Annotated in this window: 17 protein-coding genes and 1 pseudogene; 15 read left to right on the plus strand and 3 right to left on the minus strand. The window is 38.3% G+C overall.

The genetic code is table 11. The features are described from left to right. Nucleotides 1-36 precede the first annotated feature (36 nt). A complete protein-coding gene (locus DW650_RS08130) occupies nt 37-1,347 on the minus strand; it encodes an MATE family efflux transporter (RefSeq protein WP_117919842.1) in 1,311 nt (436 codons plus the stop codon). Nucleotides 1,348-1,619: 272 nt separating this feature from the next. Here DW650_RS08130 and DW650_RS08135 point away from each other — a divergent pair, with 272 nt between their 5' ends. Next, entirely contained in the window at nt 1,620-2,960 is a 1,341-nt protein-coding gene (locus tag DW650_RS08135) for an MATE family efflux transporter (RefSeq protein WP_117919840.1), read from the plus strand. Nucleotides 2,961-3,143: 183 nt separating this feature from the next. On the opposite strand, the pseudogene DW650_RS08140 reads toward DW650_RS08135, so the two are convergent. Further along, nucleotides 3,144-4,228 (minus strand): annotated as a pseudogene (locus tag DW650_RS08140) (transposase); the annotation flags it as partial. A 231-nt stretch (nt 4,229-4,459) separates the two neighbouring features. On the opposite strand from DW650_RS08140, the gene DW650_RS19725 reads away from it, so the two are divergent. The 11 genes from DW650_RS19725 to DW650_RS08195 all read left to right on the plus strand — a co-directional run bounded on the left by DW650_RS19725 (nt 4,460) and on the right by DW650_RS08195 (nt 15,072). Next, a complete protein-coding gene (locus DW650_RS19725; protein WP_117594046.1) occupies nt 4,460-4,594 on the plus strand; it encodes a DNA cytosine methyltransferase in 135 nt (44 codons plus the stop codon). 135 nt (nt 4,595-4,729) lie between these two features. Continuing rightward, nucleotides 4,730-5,707 (plus strand): choloylglycine hydrolase, encoded by a 978-nt coding sequence (gene bsh / locus DW650_RS08150; RefSeq protein WP_118209591.1) that lies wholly within the window; start codon nt 4,730-4,732, stop codon nt 5,705-5,707. 38 nt (nt 5,708-5,745) lie between these two features. After that, complete coding sequence (locus DW650_RS08155) at nt 5,746-6,426, plus strand: GTP pyrophosphokinase (RefSeq protein ID WP_117525961.1); 681 nt, start codon at nt 5,746-5,748, stop codon at nt 6,424-6,426. A gap of 35 nt (nt 6,427-6,461) precedes the next feature. After that, nucleotides 6,462-8,021: a cardiolipin synthase gene (gene cls, locus DW650_RS08160; RefSeq protein WP_118209592.1), complete on the plus strand. Its 1,560-nt coding sequence runs from the start codon at nt 6,462-6,464 to the stop codon at nt 8,019-8,021. Nucleotides 8,022-8,281: 260 nt separating this feature from the next. Continuing rightward, entirely contained in the window at nt 8,282-9,646 is a 1,365-nt protein-coding gene (locus DW650_RS08165) for a citrate/2-methylcitrate synthase (protein WP_199654226.1), read from the plus strand. A gap of 1 nt (nt 9,647) precedes the next feature. Continuing rightward, on the plus strand, nt 9,648-10,073 hold the full coding sequence (locus DW650_RS08170; protein ID WP_005360235.1) for a MarR family winged helix-turn-helix transcriptional regulator: 426 nt from the start codon (nt 9,648-9,650) through the stop codon (nt 10,071-10,073). A 175-nt stretch (nt 10,074-10,248) separates the two neighbouring features. Next, the gene (locus DW650_RS08175; protein ID WP_118209594.1) at nt 10,249-11,682 is read left to right on the plus strand and encodes a phospholipase D family protein; all 1,434 of its coding nucleotides are present in this window, start codon (nt 10,249-10,251) and stop codon (nt 11,680-11,682) included. Beyond that, nucleotides 11,661-12,371 (plus strand): response regulator transcription factor, encoded by a 711-nt coding sequence (locus DW650_RS08180; protein ID WP_118209595.1) that lies wholly within the window; start codon nt 11,661-11,663, stop codon nt 12,369-12,371. Before DW650_RS08175 ends, DW650_RS08180 begins: the two co-directional genes overlap by 22 nt. Next, nucleotides 12,371-13,414 carry a HAMP domain-containing sensor histidine kinase gene (locus tag DW650_RS08185; protein WP_118209596.1) on the plus strand — a complete coding sequence of 348 codons (1,044 nt, stop codon included), beginning with the start codon at nt 12,371-12,373 and terminating at the stop codon, nt 13,412-13,414. Before DW650_RS08180 ends, DW650_RS08185 begins: the two co-directional genes overlap by 1 nt. A gap of 31 nt (nt 13,415-13,445) precedes the next feature. Continuing rightward, nucleotides 13,446-14,510, plus strand: a complete 1,065-nt coding sequence (locus DW650_RS08190; RefSeq protein ID WP_118209597.1) for an FUSC family protein — start codon at nt 13,446-13,448, stop codon at nt 14,508-14,510. Next, nucleotides 14,500-15,072 carry a CDP-alcohol phosphatidyltransferase family protein gene (locus tag DW650_RS08195; protein ID WP_118209598.1) on the plus strand — a complete coding sequence of 191 codons (573 nt, stop codon included), beginning with the start codon at nt 14,500-14,502 and terminating at the stop codon, nt 15,070-15,072. Before DW650_RS08190 ends, DW650_RS08195 begins: the two co-directional genes overlap by 11 nt. A 206-nt stretch (nt 15,073-15,278) precedes the next feature. Here the strand turns inward: DW650_RS08195 and DW650_RS08200 are convergent, their stop codons facing one another. Continuing rightward, nucleotides 15,279-15,617: a hypothetical protein gene (locus DW650_RS08200; protein WP_007887600.1), complete on the minus strand. Its 339-nt coding sequence runs from the start codon at nt 15,615-15,617 to the stop codon at nt 15,279-15,281. Between the two features lie 151 nt (nt 15,618-15,768). Here DW650_RS08200 and DW650_RS08205 point away from each other — a divergent pair, with 151 nt between their 5' ends. Genes DW650_RS08205 through ftsH form a run of 3 tightly spaced genes read left to right on the plus strand, consistent with a single transcriptional unit; the run spans nt 15,769 to nt 18,836 of the window. Next, nucleotides 15,769-15,960: a hypothetical protein gene (locus DW650_RS08205; protein ID WP_117482452.1), complete on the plus strand. Its 192-nt coding sequence runs from the start codon at nt 15,769-15,771 to the stop codon at nt 15,958-15,960. Nucleotides 15,961-15,981: 21 nt separating this feature from the next. Next, on the plus strand, nt 15,982-16,971 hold the full coding sequence (gene bsh, locus DW650_RS08210) for a choloylglycine hydrolase (protein WP_118209599.1): 990 nt from the start codon (nt 15,982-15,984) through the stop codon (nt 16,969-16,971). 50 nt (nt 16,972-17,021) lie between these two features. Beyond that, nucleotides 17,022-18,836: an ATP-dependent zinc metalloprotease FtsH gene (gene ftsH, locus DW650_RS08215; protein ID WP_118209600.1), complete on the plus strand. Its 1,815-nt coding sequence runs from the start codon at nt 17,022-17,024 to the stop codon at nt 18,834-18,836. Nucleotides 18,837-19,160: the final 324 nt, after the last annotated feature.

The raw sequence follows: 19,160 nt of genomic DNA on the forward strand, positions 1-19,160 counted from the left end.
ACAATCAATAGTGGAGCTGTCGGTAAATAACGTTTTTTACATATTTCCCGACAGCCCCATTCTTTTTCTTCTGTCTTTATATGCCAGAAACAGAATCGTCAGAAACGTAACTGTCTCCGCTGCAAGAAGAGAGATCCAGATTCCATTTAATCCGAATAATTTCGCAAGTATAACTGCGCAGATAACAATAGCAACAATTCCTCTCAGGAATGATCCCACAATCGCGATTTTCGGTTCATCTACTGCTGAGAAATATGCCACCAGTACAACATTGATTCCTGCAACTATAAATCCAAGGAAATACAGACGCAGTCCTGTATGTGCATAATTCAATAACTGAACATTGTTTTCACTGTTGAAAATGCTGATTAGCGGGTCAGTTGCTGTCCAGATGATCAATTGGATCAATGCTTCTACTGCAAGACATACGAGCAGGCTCCATTTCAGAAGTTTTTTTACCTGAGTAGGCTGACCTTTTCCGTAGCTTTCACTGATCAGAGGCTGTGCTCCCTGGGCCAGACCGTTGAAGATTGCAAATGCCACGATAGAAAGGTTTGCCACAACTCCATAGGCTGCTACACCTACATTTCCTGCAATTCCCAGGATCAGGAAGTTAAATACAATAGCGATCACACCGGAAGACAGTTCACCGACGAATGCGGAAACTCCTAGCTGACAGCAGGAAATCAGGTGTCTGAATGACGGTTTTTTCCAATGGAATCCTACATGGTTTCTGCTGCTTCTGTAGTGTATGGTACAGACGCTCATTGTTACGATCGGACAGATTGCAGTAGCCAGTCCGGCTCCGGAAAATCCCAGACCGACTGGGAACATGAATATATAATCAAATATAATGTTAAAGATACTTCCACTGATGGAACCGATCATTGCAATAGAAGGCGCCCCATCGTTTCTGGCAAATGCAGTAAATGTATAATTTGACATGAAGAATGGTGTTGCGATCAGAATAATTCTCACATAGTTTCGTCCAAGTCCGATCAGTCCGGCATCTGCACCCAGCAAAGCCAATGCTTTGTCCGGAATAAAAATTCCGATCAGCATAAATGGAACAGCAACCAGTATGCTCCAGGTTACTGACTGTACGAAATAATGTTCTGTATTTTCTCCTTTTGCCCTGCTTATGGCATACCTGGTAGCGGAACCAATCCCGATCATAGCCCCAATCGCATAGATCAGTCCATAAACCGGCAGGATCAAATTGAGAACTGCCAGTCCGTCAGCACCGGAATATACAGATATAAGGAAAGTATCTGCCAGAACATAAACGGAAATCCCGATCATTCCGGCAACACTCTGGGTTACATATTTAGTGAATCTTTTCAGCATAATTCATGTCTCCTTCCGTAAAGACTTGCCTTCTATTATATATCTGTATTTTAAAAAATAGCAATCAAAAACTCCTCTCAGGCGCTATGCATAATAATTTCAACAACATGCTGCTTATAGCAGGTATTGATAAATTTATATCATTCTGATGATATATTATATTTCATTTTTCACGTTAATGATGTAAAATTATCAATGTAAATATCAGGGCATATTCGAATAATCATTTCTAAACTTTTTCAAATATGCTCCGGAAAGGAACTTTTATACTAATGAAAACCAAGATTCAGGATATGACCTCCGGTTCACCGGGACGGTTGATCATTCTTTTTGCAATTCCCCTGATGCTGGGAAATATCTGTCAGCAGCTTTATACAATGGTGGATACCATGATTGTTGGTCAGGTTGCAGGTGTGGAGGCTCTTGCCGCACTGGGTGCTGTTGACTTTCTGATGTGGGTTGTCACAGGAATATCCACAGGACTCACTCAGGGATTTTCTATTCAACTCTCCCAGTATTATGGGGCAAAGGATTTCGAAAATCTGCGTAAATCTCTGGCTCACAGTTACCGGCTGACCGCATTCATCGCAGCCGGAGTATTGATTCTCAGCCAGTCATTTGCTTCGCTGGTATTAACAGGGCTGCATACACCTTCCAATATTATCGGAATGTCTCTGTTATATCTGCGCATCATTTTCTGTGGAATCCCCGCCACAGCAGCCTATAATATGTTTGCTTCTGCTCTAAGGGCTATGGGAAACAGTAAAACACCGCTGACCGCAATGATCATCGCATCTGTGCTGAATGTCTCACTGGACATCCTTTTTGTGGCAGGCTTCGGATGGGGTGTGGCAGGAGCAGCAATCGCAACTGTGATTGCACAGAGCTTCTCCGCTGTTTACTGTTTCCTGATTTTACGCAGAATTGATATCGTTCATCTGACCAGAGCAGATTTTATGCCTGCCTCCGGCATGAATGCCCGCCTGATGAAGCTTGGTATTCCTGTTGTATTTCAGAATATCATCATCGGTGTGGGCGGTCTGGTAGTCCAGTATGTGATCAATGGCTATGGTTTCCTTTTTGTAGCAGGATTTACAGCTACAAACAAGCTTTATGGTCTGCTGGAAATGGCTGCTATTTCCTATGGATATGCCATCGTTACCTATGTGGGTCAGAATCTGGGAGCCGGAAAGATTGACAGGATCAGAAAAGGCGTACGCAGCAGTATGCTGCTTTCCCTGCTTACCTCACTGATCATTTCTGCTGCCATGTTTTTATTTGGAAAAAATATTCTCTCACTTTTCATCTCAGGTGAACCGCAGCAGACACAGCAGGTATTGGCAATTGCTTTTAAATACCTTTCTATTATGGCTGCCATGCTCTGGGTTTTGTACTTCCTGTACGTGTACAGATCTGTACTTCAGGGGATGGGAGATACCTTAATGCCTATGGTAAGTGGTATGGCTGAATTTGTCATGCGTATCAGTGCTGCACTGATCCTTCCCCATTTTATCGGACAGGACGGTATTTTCTTTGCAGAGATTGCAGCATGGAGCGGAGCCACTGTGATCTTATGCATCAGCTATTATGTACGGATGCATAAATATCATTAAAACAAAACAGGGAGCTGTCGGTAAATAACGTTTTTTAGAGCTGACAGCACCAAACAAAAATATCCTGACAGTTACAGAGCTTTCTGGCTCTGCAACTTGTTCAGGATATTTTTATTTTGATAAATACTTTCTGTTTTTGGCCGCAAAAAATCCTTGTTTGGATTTTTTCAGCCGCATTTTTTTCTAGGCAGTTTTTCCTTCAAATTTTCTCAGTTTTTCGTATAAAAACGATGATATTTATTTATATTTCTTCCAATAGCATACAGCATGAATTCTTTATATACCTTATCTGCCGAACGGTAATTAAAACGCCGGAAGTTCTCATTTTCCTTGATATCTCCAAAATGTCCTTCCGTCTGAATGGAACGTGTCTGGCGTTTCAGGATCCCGCGTTCACTCTGGATATTGGCATGCGATCTTTCTTTCAGTTTCTCCCATTGTTCATTGATCTTCATGACTTTGTTCTTTTCGGCATCTTTTTCCGCATCATACTTATACAGACAACGCGCTTTATGTTCACATCCGCTGCAGTCTGCACAACCATATACCTCAAAGGTCTGTGTATATCCATCCTGCTCTTTGCTCTCTATCCTGAGATGCCGCAGTTCACGTCCGTCATGGCAGATATAGAACTGTTCATCTTCAAAGATCCCTGTCCTCATGTTGTAATATTTACTGATATCTTCTGAATAAGCGCGTGTTTTTCGCTTTTCATGATCCTGCAGTTTTATATAACTGGATATTTCATTCCGTTTTAAATAAAGCAGATTTTTTTCACTACAGTACCCGCTGTCCGCAGTTACTTCTTCCAGAATACTCCCGAAAGCATTCTTATGTTTTTCAAGGACCGGGATCAGGGTATTATAATCGGTGCGGTCGCTGCTTACATATCCATGTACGATATAATAATTCTCTACCGCGATCTGAACATTATATGCTGGCTTTAACTGTCCGTTCAGCATGTGATCTTCTTTCATACGCATAAAAGTCGCTTCCAGATCTGTTTTGGAATAACTGTTTCTGTCTTTTCCCATGATCTCAAAGCATTCTTTATATTCCATCAGTCGTTTTCCGCATTGTTCCAGTTCCTCATGCAGCTGTTGAAGTGCAGGTTTTCTTTTTCCTTTTCCGTAAACGAATTCGATTCCCTCGTTGTCTGCGATCATCGTGAGATTGTTCTGGAGTTTCCGTATTTCAAGCGGTGAACAGTTATCGATCTCTATAATACGGTTATTTGAAAGCTTTTTATGTTTTACAAGCTTTCGTTTCCAAAAGTGGGGAGGGTCCCGCTTTTGAGGCGAATGCCCGGCAGTGTATATACACTGCCTGTCCCTGCTATTCTTAGCTCTCAGGCATTAAATACAAAAATAATTCGGTAAGTTCATTCTCTTGCTGAACTAAGTTTTTAAAGTATACGTATGTTTGTGAAATGATAGATATCAAGAAAAAAGGATAAATTAAACTTGGCATAATTGTTTTATTGAAGGAGGGCCATTACAATGGCATTTTCATATATTGATATATTTGCTGGTGCAGGTGGCCTTTCAGAGGGCTTTCAAAGAAATGGCTATATACCAGTAGGTCAATTCATCCTAGCTATGGATACCTGGTTTGAAAAACTGATGGAGAAATAATCTAGGAAAATAGTTTAAAGTTTACATGTTATGATCATGTATGAAGTTGGAACAAAATAAAAGAATTGTGCTATAATATTGTTCAAGAAAAAAACTCATTGACATATTTCAATCTATTTAGGAGGATAAACGATCATGTGTACAGCAGCAACTTATAAAACAAAAGATTTTTACTTTGGACGAACCCTCGATTATGAATTCTCTTATGGTGATCAGATAGTAATTACACCACGTAATTATGCGTTTAATTTTCGCCATGTTGGCGATATGAAAAATCATTATGCAATTATTGGAATGGCTCATGTTGCAGAAGATTATCCTTTGTATTATGATGCTATGAATGAAAAAGGAGTGGCAATGGCAGGACTGAATTTTGTCGGAAATGCTGTTTATGCCGCGATTAAGCCAGATGTGGAAAATATTGCACAGTTTGAATTTATTCCGTGGATTTTAAGTCAGTGTTCTTCTTTAGTTGAAGTTCGCGAGCTTCTTGAACGAATTAATATTGTTAATACTCCTTTCAGCGAGCAATTACCATTAGCACAATTACACTGGATCATTTCTGATGAGAATGAGTCAATTACGGTAGAATCTATGTCAGATGGTTTGCATATTTATGACAATCCAGTAGGAGTGCTTACGAATAATCCGCCATTTCCACAGCAGATGTTTCAACTAAATAATTATATGTATTTATCTCCTAAACAGCTCAGAAATACTTTCTGCGAAAATTTGGCTCTTGATGCATATAGTAGAGGTATGGGAGGATTAGGTCTTCCGGGAGATCTCTCATCTTCCTCTCGCTTTGTACGTGTAGCTTTTACAAAGGTAAATGCAATTTCAGGTGAATCAGAGGAAGAAAGCGTTAGCCAATTCTTCCACATTCTCGGATCTGTGGATCAGCAACGAGGATGTTGCGAAGTAGCGGATGGAAAATATGAAATCACATTGTATACGTCGTGTTGTAATGTTACAAAAGGTATTTATTATTACAATACTTATGAAAACCATCAGATCAGTGCAGTAGATATGCATGTAGAAAATCTGGATAGTGATAAAATGATTTGTTATCCAGTAATTCAAGGAGAACGAATCAACTATCAAAATAAATAATGTTTTGAAATCAGGGATGAGGTAGAAAGGAAAGTTTCATGACAAAAGATGAAGTAAAAAAACTCAGGATGGCTAGTCCGGAATCACTACAGTTTTTAAATAATGCTACAAAATTTTATAATTTAATGATGATGTATCGTTGTGCTATTCGGGAGATACAAACTAAACTTGAGGTTTTGGATGATGAATTTTCAGTTGAGAACAATCGAAATCCTATTTCTTTTATAAAAACAAGAATTAAGCAGCCCAATAGTATTTACGATAAACTGCAGAAGATGGGATATGAATTTACAACAGAAAATATACAGACATATCTCAATGATGTAGCAGGCGTTCGAATAGTTTGTGCGTTTATTGACGATATTTATATGATATCAGATTTGATTACCCAACAGGATGATATTAAAGTTATTGAAATAAAAGATTATATAAAAAATCCAAAATCGAATGGTTATCGAAGCTATCATATGATTGTTGAAATACCAGTATTTTTTGCTAAGGGTAAAACACCTATGCGTGTAGAATTACAGATTCGAACCAATGGTATGGATTTCTGGGCAACATTGGAACATCAACTTCGCTATAAAAAAGGAATTGAAGAAATGCCTGGCTATGATGAGATAAGTGAAGAATTACTTCATTCTGCAAGAGCTATCATTGAAGCAGATAATGAAATGCAGAGAATAAAAGACAAAATTGGTATGTTCCACGAAATTTAGGGAGAAAACTGAGCAAATAGGAAGGTGGAATATATATGAAACAAGATACTTTAGAGGGCAAAGCAAAAACAAAAAATGGGGTAAAACGGCTGTGTTTTTCCATAATCTGCATTCTTCTGGAAGTGATTTTTATTATTACTATCGTAACACGCTTGAATGAATATGCAGAAATCATAAATTTATTTACAAGGATTTTGAGTGGGATCTTGGTTTTGGGATTGTACGCATCAAATAAGACATCCTCTATGAAAATGCCTTGGGTCATCTTAATTCTAATTTTCCCAATTATGGGTGTAGGCCTGTATTTGTTGATTGGTTTGAATGGTGGCACACATAAAATGCGTGAGCGATATGCAGAAATTGATAGCAAATTGTTACCAATGCTTCCGGACAGTCAGGAGTGTTTGAGCAGAATAAAAGAAACAATTCCGAAAGCAGGAAATATAGCAAGTTACATACAAAGAAATTCGCAGTATCCAATCTATCAGAATACGGATATTGTGTATTTTGATGAAGCAGTGAAAGGATTAGAGGCACAGCTTAAGGATTTGGAGAAAGCACAGAAGTTTATCTTTATGGAATATCATGCGATAGAAGACGCTGAAGCATGGCATAAGATTCAAGATGTTCTGGAAGAGCGAGTAAAAGCAGGTGTGGAAGTTAGAGTATTCTACGATGATATGGGTTCTATAGGCTTTATTAACACAGATTTTGTGAAAAAGATGGAGGCAATAGGAATTCATTGCCGTGTATTCAATCCGTTTATGCCAGGTTTAAATCTGTTTTTGAACAATCGTGATCATAGAAAAATAACAGTTATTGATGGAAAAGTCGGATTTACAGGTGGATATAATCTAGCAAACGAATATTTTAATTACACACACCCGTATGGACAGTGGAAAGATACAGGTATTCGTTTAGAAGGAGATGCTGTTCAGTCGCTTACGGTGACATTTTTGGAAATGTGGAATGCAGTAAGTGATAAGGATGCTAATGATTCTGATTTTAGTAAATACCTTTTCCAATATGATTATGCGGCACAGCAAACTGGGTTTGTTCAACCTTATGCAGACAGCCCTATGGATAATGAGCAAGTAGGAGAAGAAGTTTATATCAGTATGATAAATAAAGCTGAAAAATATTGTTGGTTTATGACTCCATATCTAATCATAACAGATGAAATGACGCATGCGTTATGTCTGGCTGCTAAGCGAGGGGTAGACGTAAGAATTATCACACCTGGTATCCCTGATAAAAAATTCATTTATAATATAACTCGTTCTTTTTATCATGGATTAGTTAAACATGGTGTTCGTGTTTATGAGTGGACTCCTGGTTTCTGTCATGCAAAAATGAGTGTGGCAGATGACTGTATGGCAACTTGTGGAACAATTAATCTGGATTATCGAAGTTTATATCACCATTTTGAAAACGGCTGTTTTATGGCAGATTGTCAGGCAGTTGTGGAAATAAAAAATGATCTGATAAGAACGATGGGAGAATGTCGTGATGTGACAGACCAATATCAAACCGGACGAAGTGCATATTTGCGACTGGGACAATTATTTATGAGATTATTTGCTGGATTGCTATAAGAATCTGATGAAACGACCTTTCAAAAAACAGTTGATTTAGAAGTTAACTGTTTTTGAAAGGCCGTTTTTGCTATATCTAACAGTCTGTTGTACAAAGAAGATTTTGCATGGATGAAAAAACAAACCTTGTTGAGGTTAAATTGAGTTTTCCATTGTATTGTATTGCTAATGAATAAGAATAAGAAAAAGAAAAAGAACAGACAATGCTGAATGCTCTGGAAACAAGAATATCTGAGTATAGTATGTAAGTTCGTAACAGAATGAAAGGAGCGATTCAAATGAGCAATTTGGAAAATTATATGAAACAGCAAGCAATTTTTTGTGAACAAAATGATAGCATTAGTAAGAATCTGTATTCAGAGTATGGTGTAAAAAGAGGCTTACGAGATGAAAAAGGCCAAGGTGTGTTGACGGGGCTTACAAATATTTCTGATATAAAAGCTTTTGAATATCGTGATGGAGTAAAGAGTCCATGTGATGGCGAGTTATCTTATCGTGGTTATAATATAAAAGATTTAGTAACAGGAAGTAAAGGAAAAAGGTTTGTCTTTGAAGAAGGAGCATATCTTCTTTTATTCGGAGAATTGCCAACTGATACACAGTTAATGGAATTTCAGGGAGGACTATCTGATTGTATGGAACTACCGACTAACTTTACCAGAGATGTCATTATGAAAGCACCTACATCAGATATTATGGGTTCTATGACTCGAAGTATTCTTACATTGGGCTCTTACGATAAGGAGAAAGAAAGTCTTGAAATTCCGAATGTGCTAAGGCAGAGTATGCAGTTGATCGCGGCATTTCCTATGTTAGCAGTATATGCATACCATGCTTATTGTCATTATGAAAAAAACGAAAGTATGTATATTCATAGACCTGAAAAAGATTTATCTATTGCTGAAAATTTCCTGCGCCTATTAAGACCAGATACAAAATTCACAGAACTGGAAGCAAGAGTACTGGATATAGCATTATTGTTACATATGGAACATGGTGGTGGTAACAATTCTACATTCACTACACGGGTAGTAACATCTTCAGGTTCAGATACTTATTCTGTTATTTCAGCAGCAATGTCATCCTTAAAAGGAAAAAAACATGGCGGTGCAAATCTGATGGTAATGAATATGATGGATGATATTAAAAGTCATGTGAAAGATTATGAAGACGAAGAGGAAATTGCATCATATCTGAGTAAGATTTTGAAGAAAGAGGCGTTTGATCAGAAAGGACTTATTTATGGAATGGGACATGCTGTATATTCTATTTCAGATCCGAGAGAAAGGGTGTTCAAAGGCTTTGTAGAACAACTCGCAAGGGATAAAGGACGTGAGAAAGATATGACCCTTTATAACAATATTGAGAAGATTGCACCTAAGTTGATTGCAAAGCAGCGTCAGATATTCAAAGGAGTAAGTCCTAATATAGATTTCTATAGTGGTTTTGTGTATGACATGTTGAATATTCCAAGAGAATTGTACACGCCATTATTTGCGATAGCAAGAATTGCTGGTTGGAGTGCACATCGCCTGGAAGAATTGATAACTACAGATAAGATCATTCGCCCGGCATATAAGAGTCTAGTCAGCAAAAAAGAATATATAGAAAGAGAGGAACGATAATATGGGAGCAGGAACCAGTGCAGAGGAGTTTTTTTTAAAGAGCATCAATGTTGAAAGTATATTTGAATTTGTCGAAAGAACAGATTATTTGTTCCTTTATAGTATAAAGGAATGTGTTGAAAAATCAGACTGTCATGAAGGAGTATATCTTTCAGAAGTGGCAGAATACATGAAATTATCGATTCCAGAAACATCTAAGATGGTAAAAAGTCTTGAAAATAAAGGATATATTATCTGGAAATTAGATGAAAAAAAAGAAAGAACGTACCTTGTTTTGACGAACAAGGCAATTGAATTAAGTAATTGTCAGAAAGAAAAAATGATAGAAGCTTATGAAAAAATCATATCGAATATACAAGAAGATGACCTGGAAGTTACACGGTGTACATTGAGAAAAATCCGACAGCTTATGGAAGAAATAAAATAGTGATTAATACAACGGAGTAAGAAAAGCTCCTTCATATATTAGAATAAAAATATGACTGTTTCTTTAAAAAGAAGCCTGTCATATTTTTTTATGAAAAATAAATTTTGTTGAGGTTAAATTGAGATTGACTTTGTATTGTATCAGTATGAAATAAAAAGGAATCAGGTAATGTACAATGAAAAAGTATAAAATATGTAAAATCCTTCTTGTTATACTGGCAATTTTTTTATGTATGGCTTTTTATGAATTGCTCGGAATCTGCGTTGCATATAAAAAGCAGCCGGAAGTGTCCAATACAACCAAAAAAGAAACAAAAAATGGGTCATGGAACGAATGCAGTGAAAATACAGAACGGGCAGTAATCATAGAAAAGAATCCAGAAGCGCTTTTACAAAGAGTGCGTTTGATCAAGAATGCAAAAAAGGAAATTATTCTTTCTACTTTTGCATTTCAATCCGATGAAAGTGGAAAATTGATTTTAGGAGCACTGCATGATGCGGCAGACAGAGGTGTACATATTCGTCTGTTAGTAGATGGAATGGAGAGCTGGATTGATATGGAAGGAAATCCGTATTTCTATGGATTATCTTCCCATGAGAATGTTGAAATTAAACTGTATAATAAGGCCAATCCGTTGAAACCATGGAAGATGATGGGTAGAATGCATGATAAATATTTGATTGCAGATGGAAAGAGATATATTCTTGGGGGAAGAAATACATACAATTATTTCCTGGGTGATTTTCCGGGACATAAGAACTATGACAGAGACGTGTTAGTGGTTTGCGATGAACCTGAGAAAGAAAATTCAGTTAACCAGTTGTTAGAGTATTTTGAAACGATATGGGAACAAGAAGACAGTGGTTATTTTCATGACAATAAAAAACTGGCAAATAGAAAATCTGTAAAGAACGCAGTTTTAGAGCTGCAGAACGGCTATCAGAAATATTTTGAAGAGAATAAGGAAAGAATCTGCGATACCGATTACACGGACGAAACTTTTGAGACAGAAAAGATTGCATTAGTGTCAAATCCTATTCGCACAGGTTCCAAAGAACCAGTAGTGTGGTATCAGTTGGGAGAATTGATGAAAAATGCAAAAAATCGTGTGAAGATCCACACGCCATATATTATCTGTAATGATATGATGTATAATACATGGGAGGAGATTGCAGAGAACGTTTCAGATTTTTCTATCATGACAAATTCAGTTGCGAATAATGGGAACCCATTTGGGGCTGCCGATTATGCGAAAAACAGAAACAGAATCTTAAGTACAGGAATTAATATCTGGGAATATGAAGGCGGTTATTCATACCACGGAAAAAGTATTCTGATTGACGATGATCTGTCTGTAATCGGTTCCTTTAATATGGACATGAGAAGTGCATATCTGGATACGGAACAGATGCTTGTAATTCGCAGTAAAGATATTAATAAACAGTTGGAAGAGGGCATGATGGAATATGAAAGAGTGTCCCGCCAGGTATTGGAAGATGGAACCTATCGTGATCCATATCATGTAGAGCCAATCGAATTAACAAAGAAACGTCAGAGAAAAATATTTTTGGTACAGCATCTGCTTGGATGGGCAAGGTATCTGTTTTAATAAGGAGGAAGGAAAACGTGTTTCAAATATTGATTGTAGAAGATGATAAAGAATTAAGCCAGCTATTCCAAAAAGTGCTTGAGAAGAATGGATATCAGGTCAAAAGTGCATCGGATGGAGCACAGGCATTAGAAGTATTGGATAAGGAATATATTGATCTGATCATTTCTGATATTATGATGCCGGTTATGGATGGCTATGAACTGGTGTCAGAACTTCGTTCAGCAGGATATCAGATACCAGTGCTTATGATCACTGCGAAAGGTTCCTTTGATGATATGCGCCAGGGATTTCTTTCGGGAAGTGACGATTATATGGTAAAACCGGTAAATGTGAATGAAATGGTTTTAAGAGTCGGAGCACTGCTTCGCCGTGCACAGATACTGAATGAACACAAAATTGTGATCGGTTCAACAGAGTTTGATTATGATGCAATGACGGTTACAACTGATAAGGAAAGTCTTGTTTTGCCTAAAAAAGAATTCCTGCTTTTATATAAGCTTGCAGCTTCGCCAGGCAGAACATTTACAAAACAACAGTTGATGGATGAAGTATGGGGATACGAGACGGAGGCAGACCCACATACGATAGAGGTACATATAGGAAGAATCAGAGATCGTTTTAAAGATAACCCTGATTTTGAAATCGTAACAATGCGTGGAATTGGATACAAGGTGGTGAAAAAATAATGGAACAAAAGAAAGAAAAAGGATTGCGGATCCGATCCTGTCTGACTGGTGCAATCTGGCTGGCACTTGTATTTTCAACAGTCATATCTGCTTTATTATTTGCTTTTTTGAATCATTTTTTTAATCTGCCGGGCAGCATACCTGTGCTTGGCTGGCTTTTGATTTTCAATACATTGATTGCAGGGCTGATCACTTCCTTTATTAATGCAAAGTTACTGGAACCAATTACCAGACTTAGTAAAGCAATGAAGGAAGTTTCTCGGGGAGATTTTGAACAGCATTTGGAAACGAACAGCCGTATAGCAGAAGTTGGAGAATCTTATCAAAGTTTTAACGTTATGACAAAAGAGCTTCGTGCAACAGAGGTGCTGCAGATGGATTTTGTATCTAATGTTTCTCATGAGTTTAAGACCCCGATTAATGCCATTGAAGGGTATACAATGCTTCTTCAGGGAGAAGAACTGTCTCAGGAGCAAGAGGAATATGTAGAAAAAATCCTGTTTAATACCCAAAGGCTTTCCGGATTGGTTGGAAATATTTTGCTGTTATCCAAGTTAGAGAATCAGAACATACCAATGAAAAAAACAGAATATCGTCTGGATGAACAGATCCGTCAGGCATTTCTTTCCCTGGAGACAAAATGGACAGAAAAAGAAATTGGTTTCCAGGTAGAGATGGAGGAAGTTAAATATACTGGGAATGAAGGACTTTTTATGCATATATGGATAAATCTTTTAGATAATGCGATTAAGTTCAGTCCTGCAAAGGGGACAATTATGATGTTTCTGAAGCAGGAAAAGGATTCTGTAATGTTTACTCTGGAAGATGAAGGACCGGGAATAGAGGATGATGTGAAAACCAGAATATTTGATAAATTTTATCAGGCAGACGGTTCTCACAAAGCAGAAGGAAATGGTCTCGGCCTTGCACTTGTGAAACGGATCGTAGATAGTGCTGGCGGGACAATCAAGGCAGAAAACAGGGAATATGGTGGATGCAGATTTGTTGTAGAGCTTCCAATACAGAAAGATGAGGCCATATAAGTTTAAGAAAAACAGATAGAGGAGGAATTACATGACATTTTATCAGGAATTGCAGTTAAATCAGGCAGGTTCTAAAAATCTGTTGAAAAAGAGTGAAACAGTGAAAGAAAAATCATATCATATACTGGTATATTTGGTAAAGATAGCTGTTACAATGGCATTTTGTTTTTTATTTGTTACTATTTTCAGTATCTTATTTGGAAATGAGAACAGCATTGTAGGTGTAGTAGTTTTATTATGCCTTATGGTATTTCGGAATGCGGATCTGGGGATCCATACCGGACAATCTACGATGCTTTTGGCTTTGTTCTTTGTAATTATGGCTGTATGTCCGCATTTAGCAAATCAGTTTTCACCGGTATTGGGAATGCTGTTAAATATTGCGGCACTGGCTGTGTTGATTCTGTTCGGATGCCATAATCCATTCATGTTTAATCAATCTACATTGGTTCTTGGGTATCTACTGCTATATGGTTATGATGTTACGGGAAAAAGCTATCAGATGCGATTAGTCGGAATGGCTTTAGGTGCAGCACTTACCTGCTTCGTATTTTATCGAAATCATAAAAACAGAACTTATAAAAGAAATCTGAAAGATCTGATACAAGAATTTGATATCACTTCTTCCAGAACAAAATGGCAGATATGTCAGATTTTATGCGTACCGATCGTTCTTTGCATTGCAGAACTTTGTAATATGCCACGTGCAATGTGGGCTGGTATTGCGGCCATGTCCGCGATTTTGCCGTTTATGGAAGATATGCACTACAGAGTCCGTAAAAGGATTGTCGGAAATATTGCAGGTGTTATATGTTTTACAGTATTATATTTTCTGCTTCCTTCGTCAATCTATGCATATATAGGAATTCTTGGTGGAATCGGTGTAGGATTTTCAGCACAATATGGCTGGCAGGCAGTATTTAACACATTTGGTGCTTTAGCCATTGCTGCAGAGACTTATGGACTACAAGGAGCGGTTAGTCTTAGAGTGATTCAAAATGTTTTTGGTGTTGTGTTTGCTTTAGCATTTTGTGTTATATTTTATTGGTTTATGTCTAAAAAAAAGGAAAGTGATGTGACCGTACATGCAGAGTGAAGTGAATCAGGAAGAAAATTTGAATAGAATTATTACGGTTCCTAATCTTCTTTCTTTTTTTCGGCTTTGTCTGATTCCGGTAATTATATGGAGTTATTGTGTAAAGAAAAATCCTCTGTTAGCTGGTGAAATCTTATTACTGTCTGGTCTTACGGATCTTGCTGATGGATATATCGCAAGAAGATTCCATAGGATTAGTAATTTAGGAAAAATACTTGATCCGGTGGCTGATAAGCTGACACAGGCAGCGATGTTAATCTGTCTGTTTACTCGTTTTCCGCATATGCTTCTTTTAATCGTAATAATGGCAGGTAAGGAGCTGTATATGGTAGTCAGTGGATGTCTTGTGATACGAAAGACAGGAAAAGTACATGGTGCAGACTGGCATGGAAAGATAGTAACCTTTTTATTATATGGAACTGCAGCGGTGCATATTATATGGTTCCAAATTACACCGATGGTATCAGATCTGTTGATTAGTTTGTGCGCTATAATGATGGTCATATCGGTCGCTCTGTATATTATCCAGAATACCAGGACTCTTAAGGGAGAGACTGTATAAGCAATTTTATATTGCAATGACTAGAAAATATTTAGGAGAAGATAGATATAAACAGTAAGTCAAACACACAAACTATGGAGTCTTTAGTCGGTTTAATAAAATTTTAGATAGAAAATAAATCATTCAATGTCATTTAGATAAGGTTTTTTATGACAAAAAGACAGATTGCTTATCTGCCTTATAATGCAGTATAATGGTAACGAGATTTATGCAACCCGATACATGAAATCCCTATTTCTCTTTGGACGGAGGTGGATAGGATATTTTCGATTGTACTTGACAGGTGTCAGATACTTTTGTATGAGAAGCATGGACTCTGTTTCGTTACCATCGTGTTTGAGATATGCCCTGCATATGTTTACTGCATTTGAAACGGATTTACTCTGCATCTGGAGCATAAACTGAATATACTCGCGGAAAGAAAGTTTGCGGTTCCTAGTAAAATCACTTTCCGGATTACGGCAGAACATGGAGTGAATTTCATCGAGTTCTGTGATGCAGTTGTCGAGTGTGGATTTTAAATTAGATAAGAAAAAATCAGCCATAATGAGCCTCCTTGAAATATGTTTATAATCAAGGCTTGCGCAACATATATTGGCTTACTTGTCAACTGTTTTTTGTAATATTTTTAAAGTTTTTAGGTATAAAAACAGTGGCTTTCTATGACAGAAAACCACTAAAATGATGCTTAACTGAATGGCATTGCTTTATCACCACTTTGAAAATGGTTGTTTTATGGCGGATAGTCAGACAGTTTTGGATATAAGAGATGATCTGGGAGCAACCATGAATGAATGCAGGGAAGTGACCGAAAAGTACCGCACAGGACGGAGTGCATATTTACGGCTCGGACAGTTGTTTATGCGATTGTTTGCAGGACTATTATAGCAGAAAGAAGAGGTGTTCGATATGTGTACAGCAGCAACTTACAAAACAAAAGATTTTTATATGGGCAGAACGCTTGATTATGAATTTTCCTATGGGGAACAGATCACGATAACGCCAAGAAATTACGAATTTGATTTCCGGTTTGCCGGGAAGATAAAAAGCCATTATGCTTTGATCGGAATGGCATTTGTTGCAGGAGGTTATCCGCTTTATTATGATGCTGTTAATGAAAAAGGCCTTGGAATGGCAGGTCTTAATTTTGTCGGCAATGCGGCATATGAAGAGGCTTTGCCGGAAGATGAAACAGAAGTCAGCCAGGTGGCACAGTTCGAGTTCATCCCATGGATCCTTACACAGTGTGCTACTGTAGCCGAGGCGAGAGAGAAGTTGGCAGCAATGAGACTGACAGGCACAGCATTCAGTGAACAGCTGCCGACAGCACAGCTTCACTGGATCATTGCAGACAAAGACTCCTGTATCGTTGTTGAGTCTATGAAGGATGGGCTGCATGTATATGATAATCCGGTAGGAGTGCTTACCAATAATCCACCATTCCCGGGTCAGATGTTTGCACTGAATAATTATGCCGGAGTATCCAGAAAACAGCCGGAGAGTACTTTTGCAGGAGTATTACAGCTTGATGCATATAGCAGAGGAATGGGGGGAATGGGAATACCTGGAGATCTTTCCAGCCAGTCAAGATTTGTGAAAGTTGCCTTTACAAAATTAAATTCGATCTCCGGTGAAGAAGAGGATGAGAGTGTAAGCCAGTTCTTCCATATCTTAGGATCCGTAGATCAGCAGCGTGGATGCTGTGAGGTGACAGAAGGCAAATATGAGATCACGATATACACGTCCTGTTGTAATACAGCAAAAGGTATTTATTATTATACGACTTATGATAATCATCAGATCACAGCGGTTGACATGCATGCGGAAAATCTGGATTCAGATCAGCTGATCTGTTATCCGCTTCTGTCCAAGGGCGAAGTCAGATGGCAGAATAAATAATACGAAAATGCACGGAGAAAGCATAACGCAGAACAACAGGAGGAAAGACCATGAAAGAAGTTAAAACACCGAAAAAACCACTGGCATATTATTATGGGATTGTGTTAATAGTGCTGATCGTATTTAATCTGGTTGTCACACCAATCCTTATGGAGCATCAGGTGAAGGAAACGGATTATGGCACTTTTATGAGCATGATCGAGAAGAAGAATATTGGTGAAGTAGAAGTTAATGACAATCAGATCATCTTTACAGATAAAGATCAAAAAAATATTTATAAAACAGGTCTGATGAACGATCCAAACCTGACGGACAGGCTATATGAATGTGGAGCAGTATTCGCAAAAGATATCGATAAGCAGATGTCACCGATCATCAGCTTCCTGCTGACCGGGGTTTTGCCATTGATCCTTTTTATCGCACTGGGAAATTATATGGCGAAGAAACTGATGGAGCATGCCGGAGGAAAAAATTCGATGGCTTTTGGAATGGGAAAAAGCAATGCGAAGATTTATGTGCAATCCAGTGAGGGAATCCGTTTTTCAGACGTTGCAGGAGAAGATGAGGCGAAAGAAAACCTTTCAGAGATTGTTGATTATCTTCACAATCCGAAGAAGTATACCGATGTAGGTGCGTCTATGCCAAAAGGTGTCCTTCTTGTAGGACCTCCGGGAACCGGCAAAACAATGCTTGCAAAAGCAGTGGCGGGTGAATCAAATGTACCATTTTTCTCAATGTCCGGATCAGAATTTGTTGAGATGTTTGTCGGTATGGGAGCTTCCAAAGTTCGAGATCTTTTCGGACAGGCAAAGGAAAAGGCACCATGTATCGTGTTTATTGATGAAATTGATGCCATTGGTAAAAAGCGTGACGGACAAATGGGCGGAAATGATGAGAGGGAGCAGACCTTAAACCAGCTTCTTACAGAGATGGACGGATTTGAAGGAAATAATGGTGTCATCATTCTTGCTGCAACGAACCGTCCGGAGTCGTTAGATCCGGCACTTACACGTCCGGGACGTTTTGACAGACGTGTGCCGGTTGAACTGCCGGATCTTGCAGGCCGTGAAGCAATTTTAAAGGTTCATGCAAAGAAGATAAAAGCATCTGATGATGTTGACCTGCATACGATTGCACGTATGGCATCGGGGGCATCCGGTGCGGAGCTTGCCAATATTATAAATGAAGCAGCATTACGTGCTGTCCGTAGTGGAAGGACCGTTGTAAATGAATCTGATCTCGAAGAAAGTATAGAAGTGGTTATTGCAGGATATCAGAAGAAGAATGCGGTTCTTTCAGATCAAGAGAAGAAGGTTGTTGCATATCATGAGATAGGACACGCTCTGGTAGCTGCATTACAGAGTCATTCAGCTCCGGTCCAGAAGATTACGATCATCCCGCGTACCTCAGGTGCACTCGGCTACACTATGCAGGTTGAGCAGGGTGATAAATATCTGATGACGAAAAAAGAACTTGAGAATAAGATTGCTACATTTACAGGCGGACGTGCGGCAGAGGAGATCGTATTTGGTGAGATCACGACTGGAGCCTCCAATGATATCGAACAGGCAACAAAAATTGCAAGAGCGATGATCACCCGCTACGGCATGACAGATGAATTCGACATGGTGGCAATGGAAAACGTGACCAACCAGTATCTTGGCGGCGATACGTCTCTTTCCTGTTCTGCAGATACACAGAAGGAAATTGATGAAAAAGTCGTGCAGCTCGTAAAAGCAGAGCATGAAAAAGCAAGAAAAATCCTTGCTGAAAACAGGGAAAAACTGGACGAACTGGCTATGTACCTGTATGAGAAGGAAACAATTACAGGTGACGAATTTATGGATATTTTAGACAGAAAATAATGTAGTTAATTAGATAATCAATGTCATTTAGATAAGAAAAATAGTTAGTAGTTCTGAAAAATGGAATTATTTTATATAAAGGAGCGGACAAATTCTCATTGAACAAAATCGCTGCGCGATGGCCTGCCAAGGCTGTGGCGCAGTTTTTCTTTTCCTAAATAAAAAAGCAGTGGAAACCAAGTCCTAATAGTAGTATTGTTAAGTCACCACAACCAACAATCAAACAGGATCGACATTACCACTGCCTATGAAAAGATTAACACCTAACCGTTCTTTTAGCAAGCGGTTTTATTATTCCAATGCACCTCCATGTAAGCAGTGATA

The sequence above is a fragment of the Roseburia sp. AM23-20 genome (assembly GCF_003470905.1).
In the GTDB taxonomy this organism is placed as follows: domain Bacteria; phylum Bacillota; class Clostridia; order Lachnospirales; family Lachnospiraceae; genus Roseburia; species Roseburia rectibacter.

Bases quoted from the DNA above. Each gene is read 5' to 3' on its own strand.
- DW650_RS08180 (WP_118209595.1), top strand. From the start codon at position 11,661: ATGGGCAAGGTATCTGTTTTAATAAGGAGGAAGGAAAACGTGTTTCAA.
- DW650_RS08170 (WP_005360235.1), top strand. From the start codon at position 9,648: ATGGGAGCAGGAACCAGTGCAGAGGAGTTTTTTTTAAAGAGCATCAAT.
- DW650_RS08205 (WP_117482452.1), top strand. From the start codon at position 15,769: ATGGCATTGCTTTATCACCACTTTGAAAATGGTTGTTTTATGGCGGAT.
- DW650_RS08185 (WP_118209596.1), top strand. From the start codon at position 12,371: ATGGAACAAAAGAAAGAAAAAGGATTGCGGATCCGATCCTGTCTGACT.
- DW650_RS08135 (WP_117919840.1), top strand. From the start codon at position 1,620: ATGAAAACCAAGATTCAGGATATGACCTCCGGTTCACCGGGACGGTTG.
- DW650_RS08175 (WP_118209594.1), top strand. From the start codon at position 10,249: ATGAAAAAGTATAAAATATGTAAAATCCTTCTTGTTATACTGGCAATT.
- DW650_RS19725 (WP_117594046.1), top strand. From the start codon at position 4,460: ATGGCATTTTCATATATTGATATATTTGCTGGTGCAGGTGGCCTTTCA.
- DW650_RS08155 (WP_117525961.1), top strand. From the start codon at position 5,746: ATGACAAAAGATGAAGTAAAAAAACTCAGGATGGCTAGTCCGGAATCA.
- DW650_RS08195 (WP_118209598.1), top strand. From the start codon at position 14,500: ATGCAGAGTGAAGTGAATCAGGAAGAAAATTTGAATAGAATTATTACG.
- DW650_RS08130 (WP_117919842.1), bottom strand. From the start codon at position 1,347: ATGCTGAAAAGATTCACTAAATATGTAACCCAGAGTGTTGCCGGAATG.
- bsh (WP_118209591.1), top strand. From the start codon at position 4,730: ATGTGTACAGCAGCAACTTATAAAACAAAAGATTTTTACTTTGGACGA.
- cls (WP_118209592.1), top strand. From the start codon at position 6,462: ATGAAACAAGATACTTTAGAGGGCAAAGCAAAAACAAAAAATGGGGTA.
- ftsH (WP_118209600.1), top strand. From the start codon at position 17,022: ATGAAAGAAGTTAAAACACCGAAAAAACCACTGGCATATTATTATGGG.
- bsh (WP_118209599.1), top strand. From the start codon at position 15,982: ATGTGTACAGCAGCAACTTACAAAACAAAAGATTTTTATATGGGCAGA.
- DW650_RS08200 (WP_007887600.1), bottom strand. From the start codon at position 15,617: ATGGCTGATTTTTTCTTATCTAATTTAAAATCCACACTCGACAACTGC.
- DW650_RS08165 (WP_199654226.1), top strand. From the start codon at position 8,282: ATGAAAGGAGCGATTCAAATGAGCAATTTGGAAAATTATATGAAACAG.
- DW650_RS08190 (WP_118209597.1), top strand. From the start codon at position 13,446: ATGACATTTTATCAGGAATTGCAGTTAAATCAGGCAGGTTCTAAAAAT.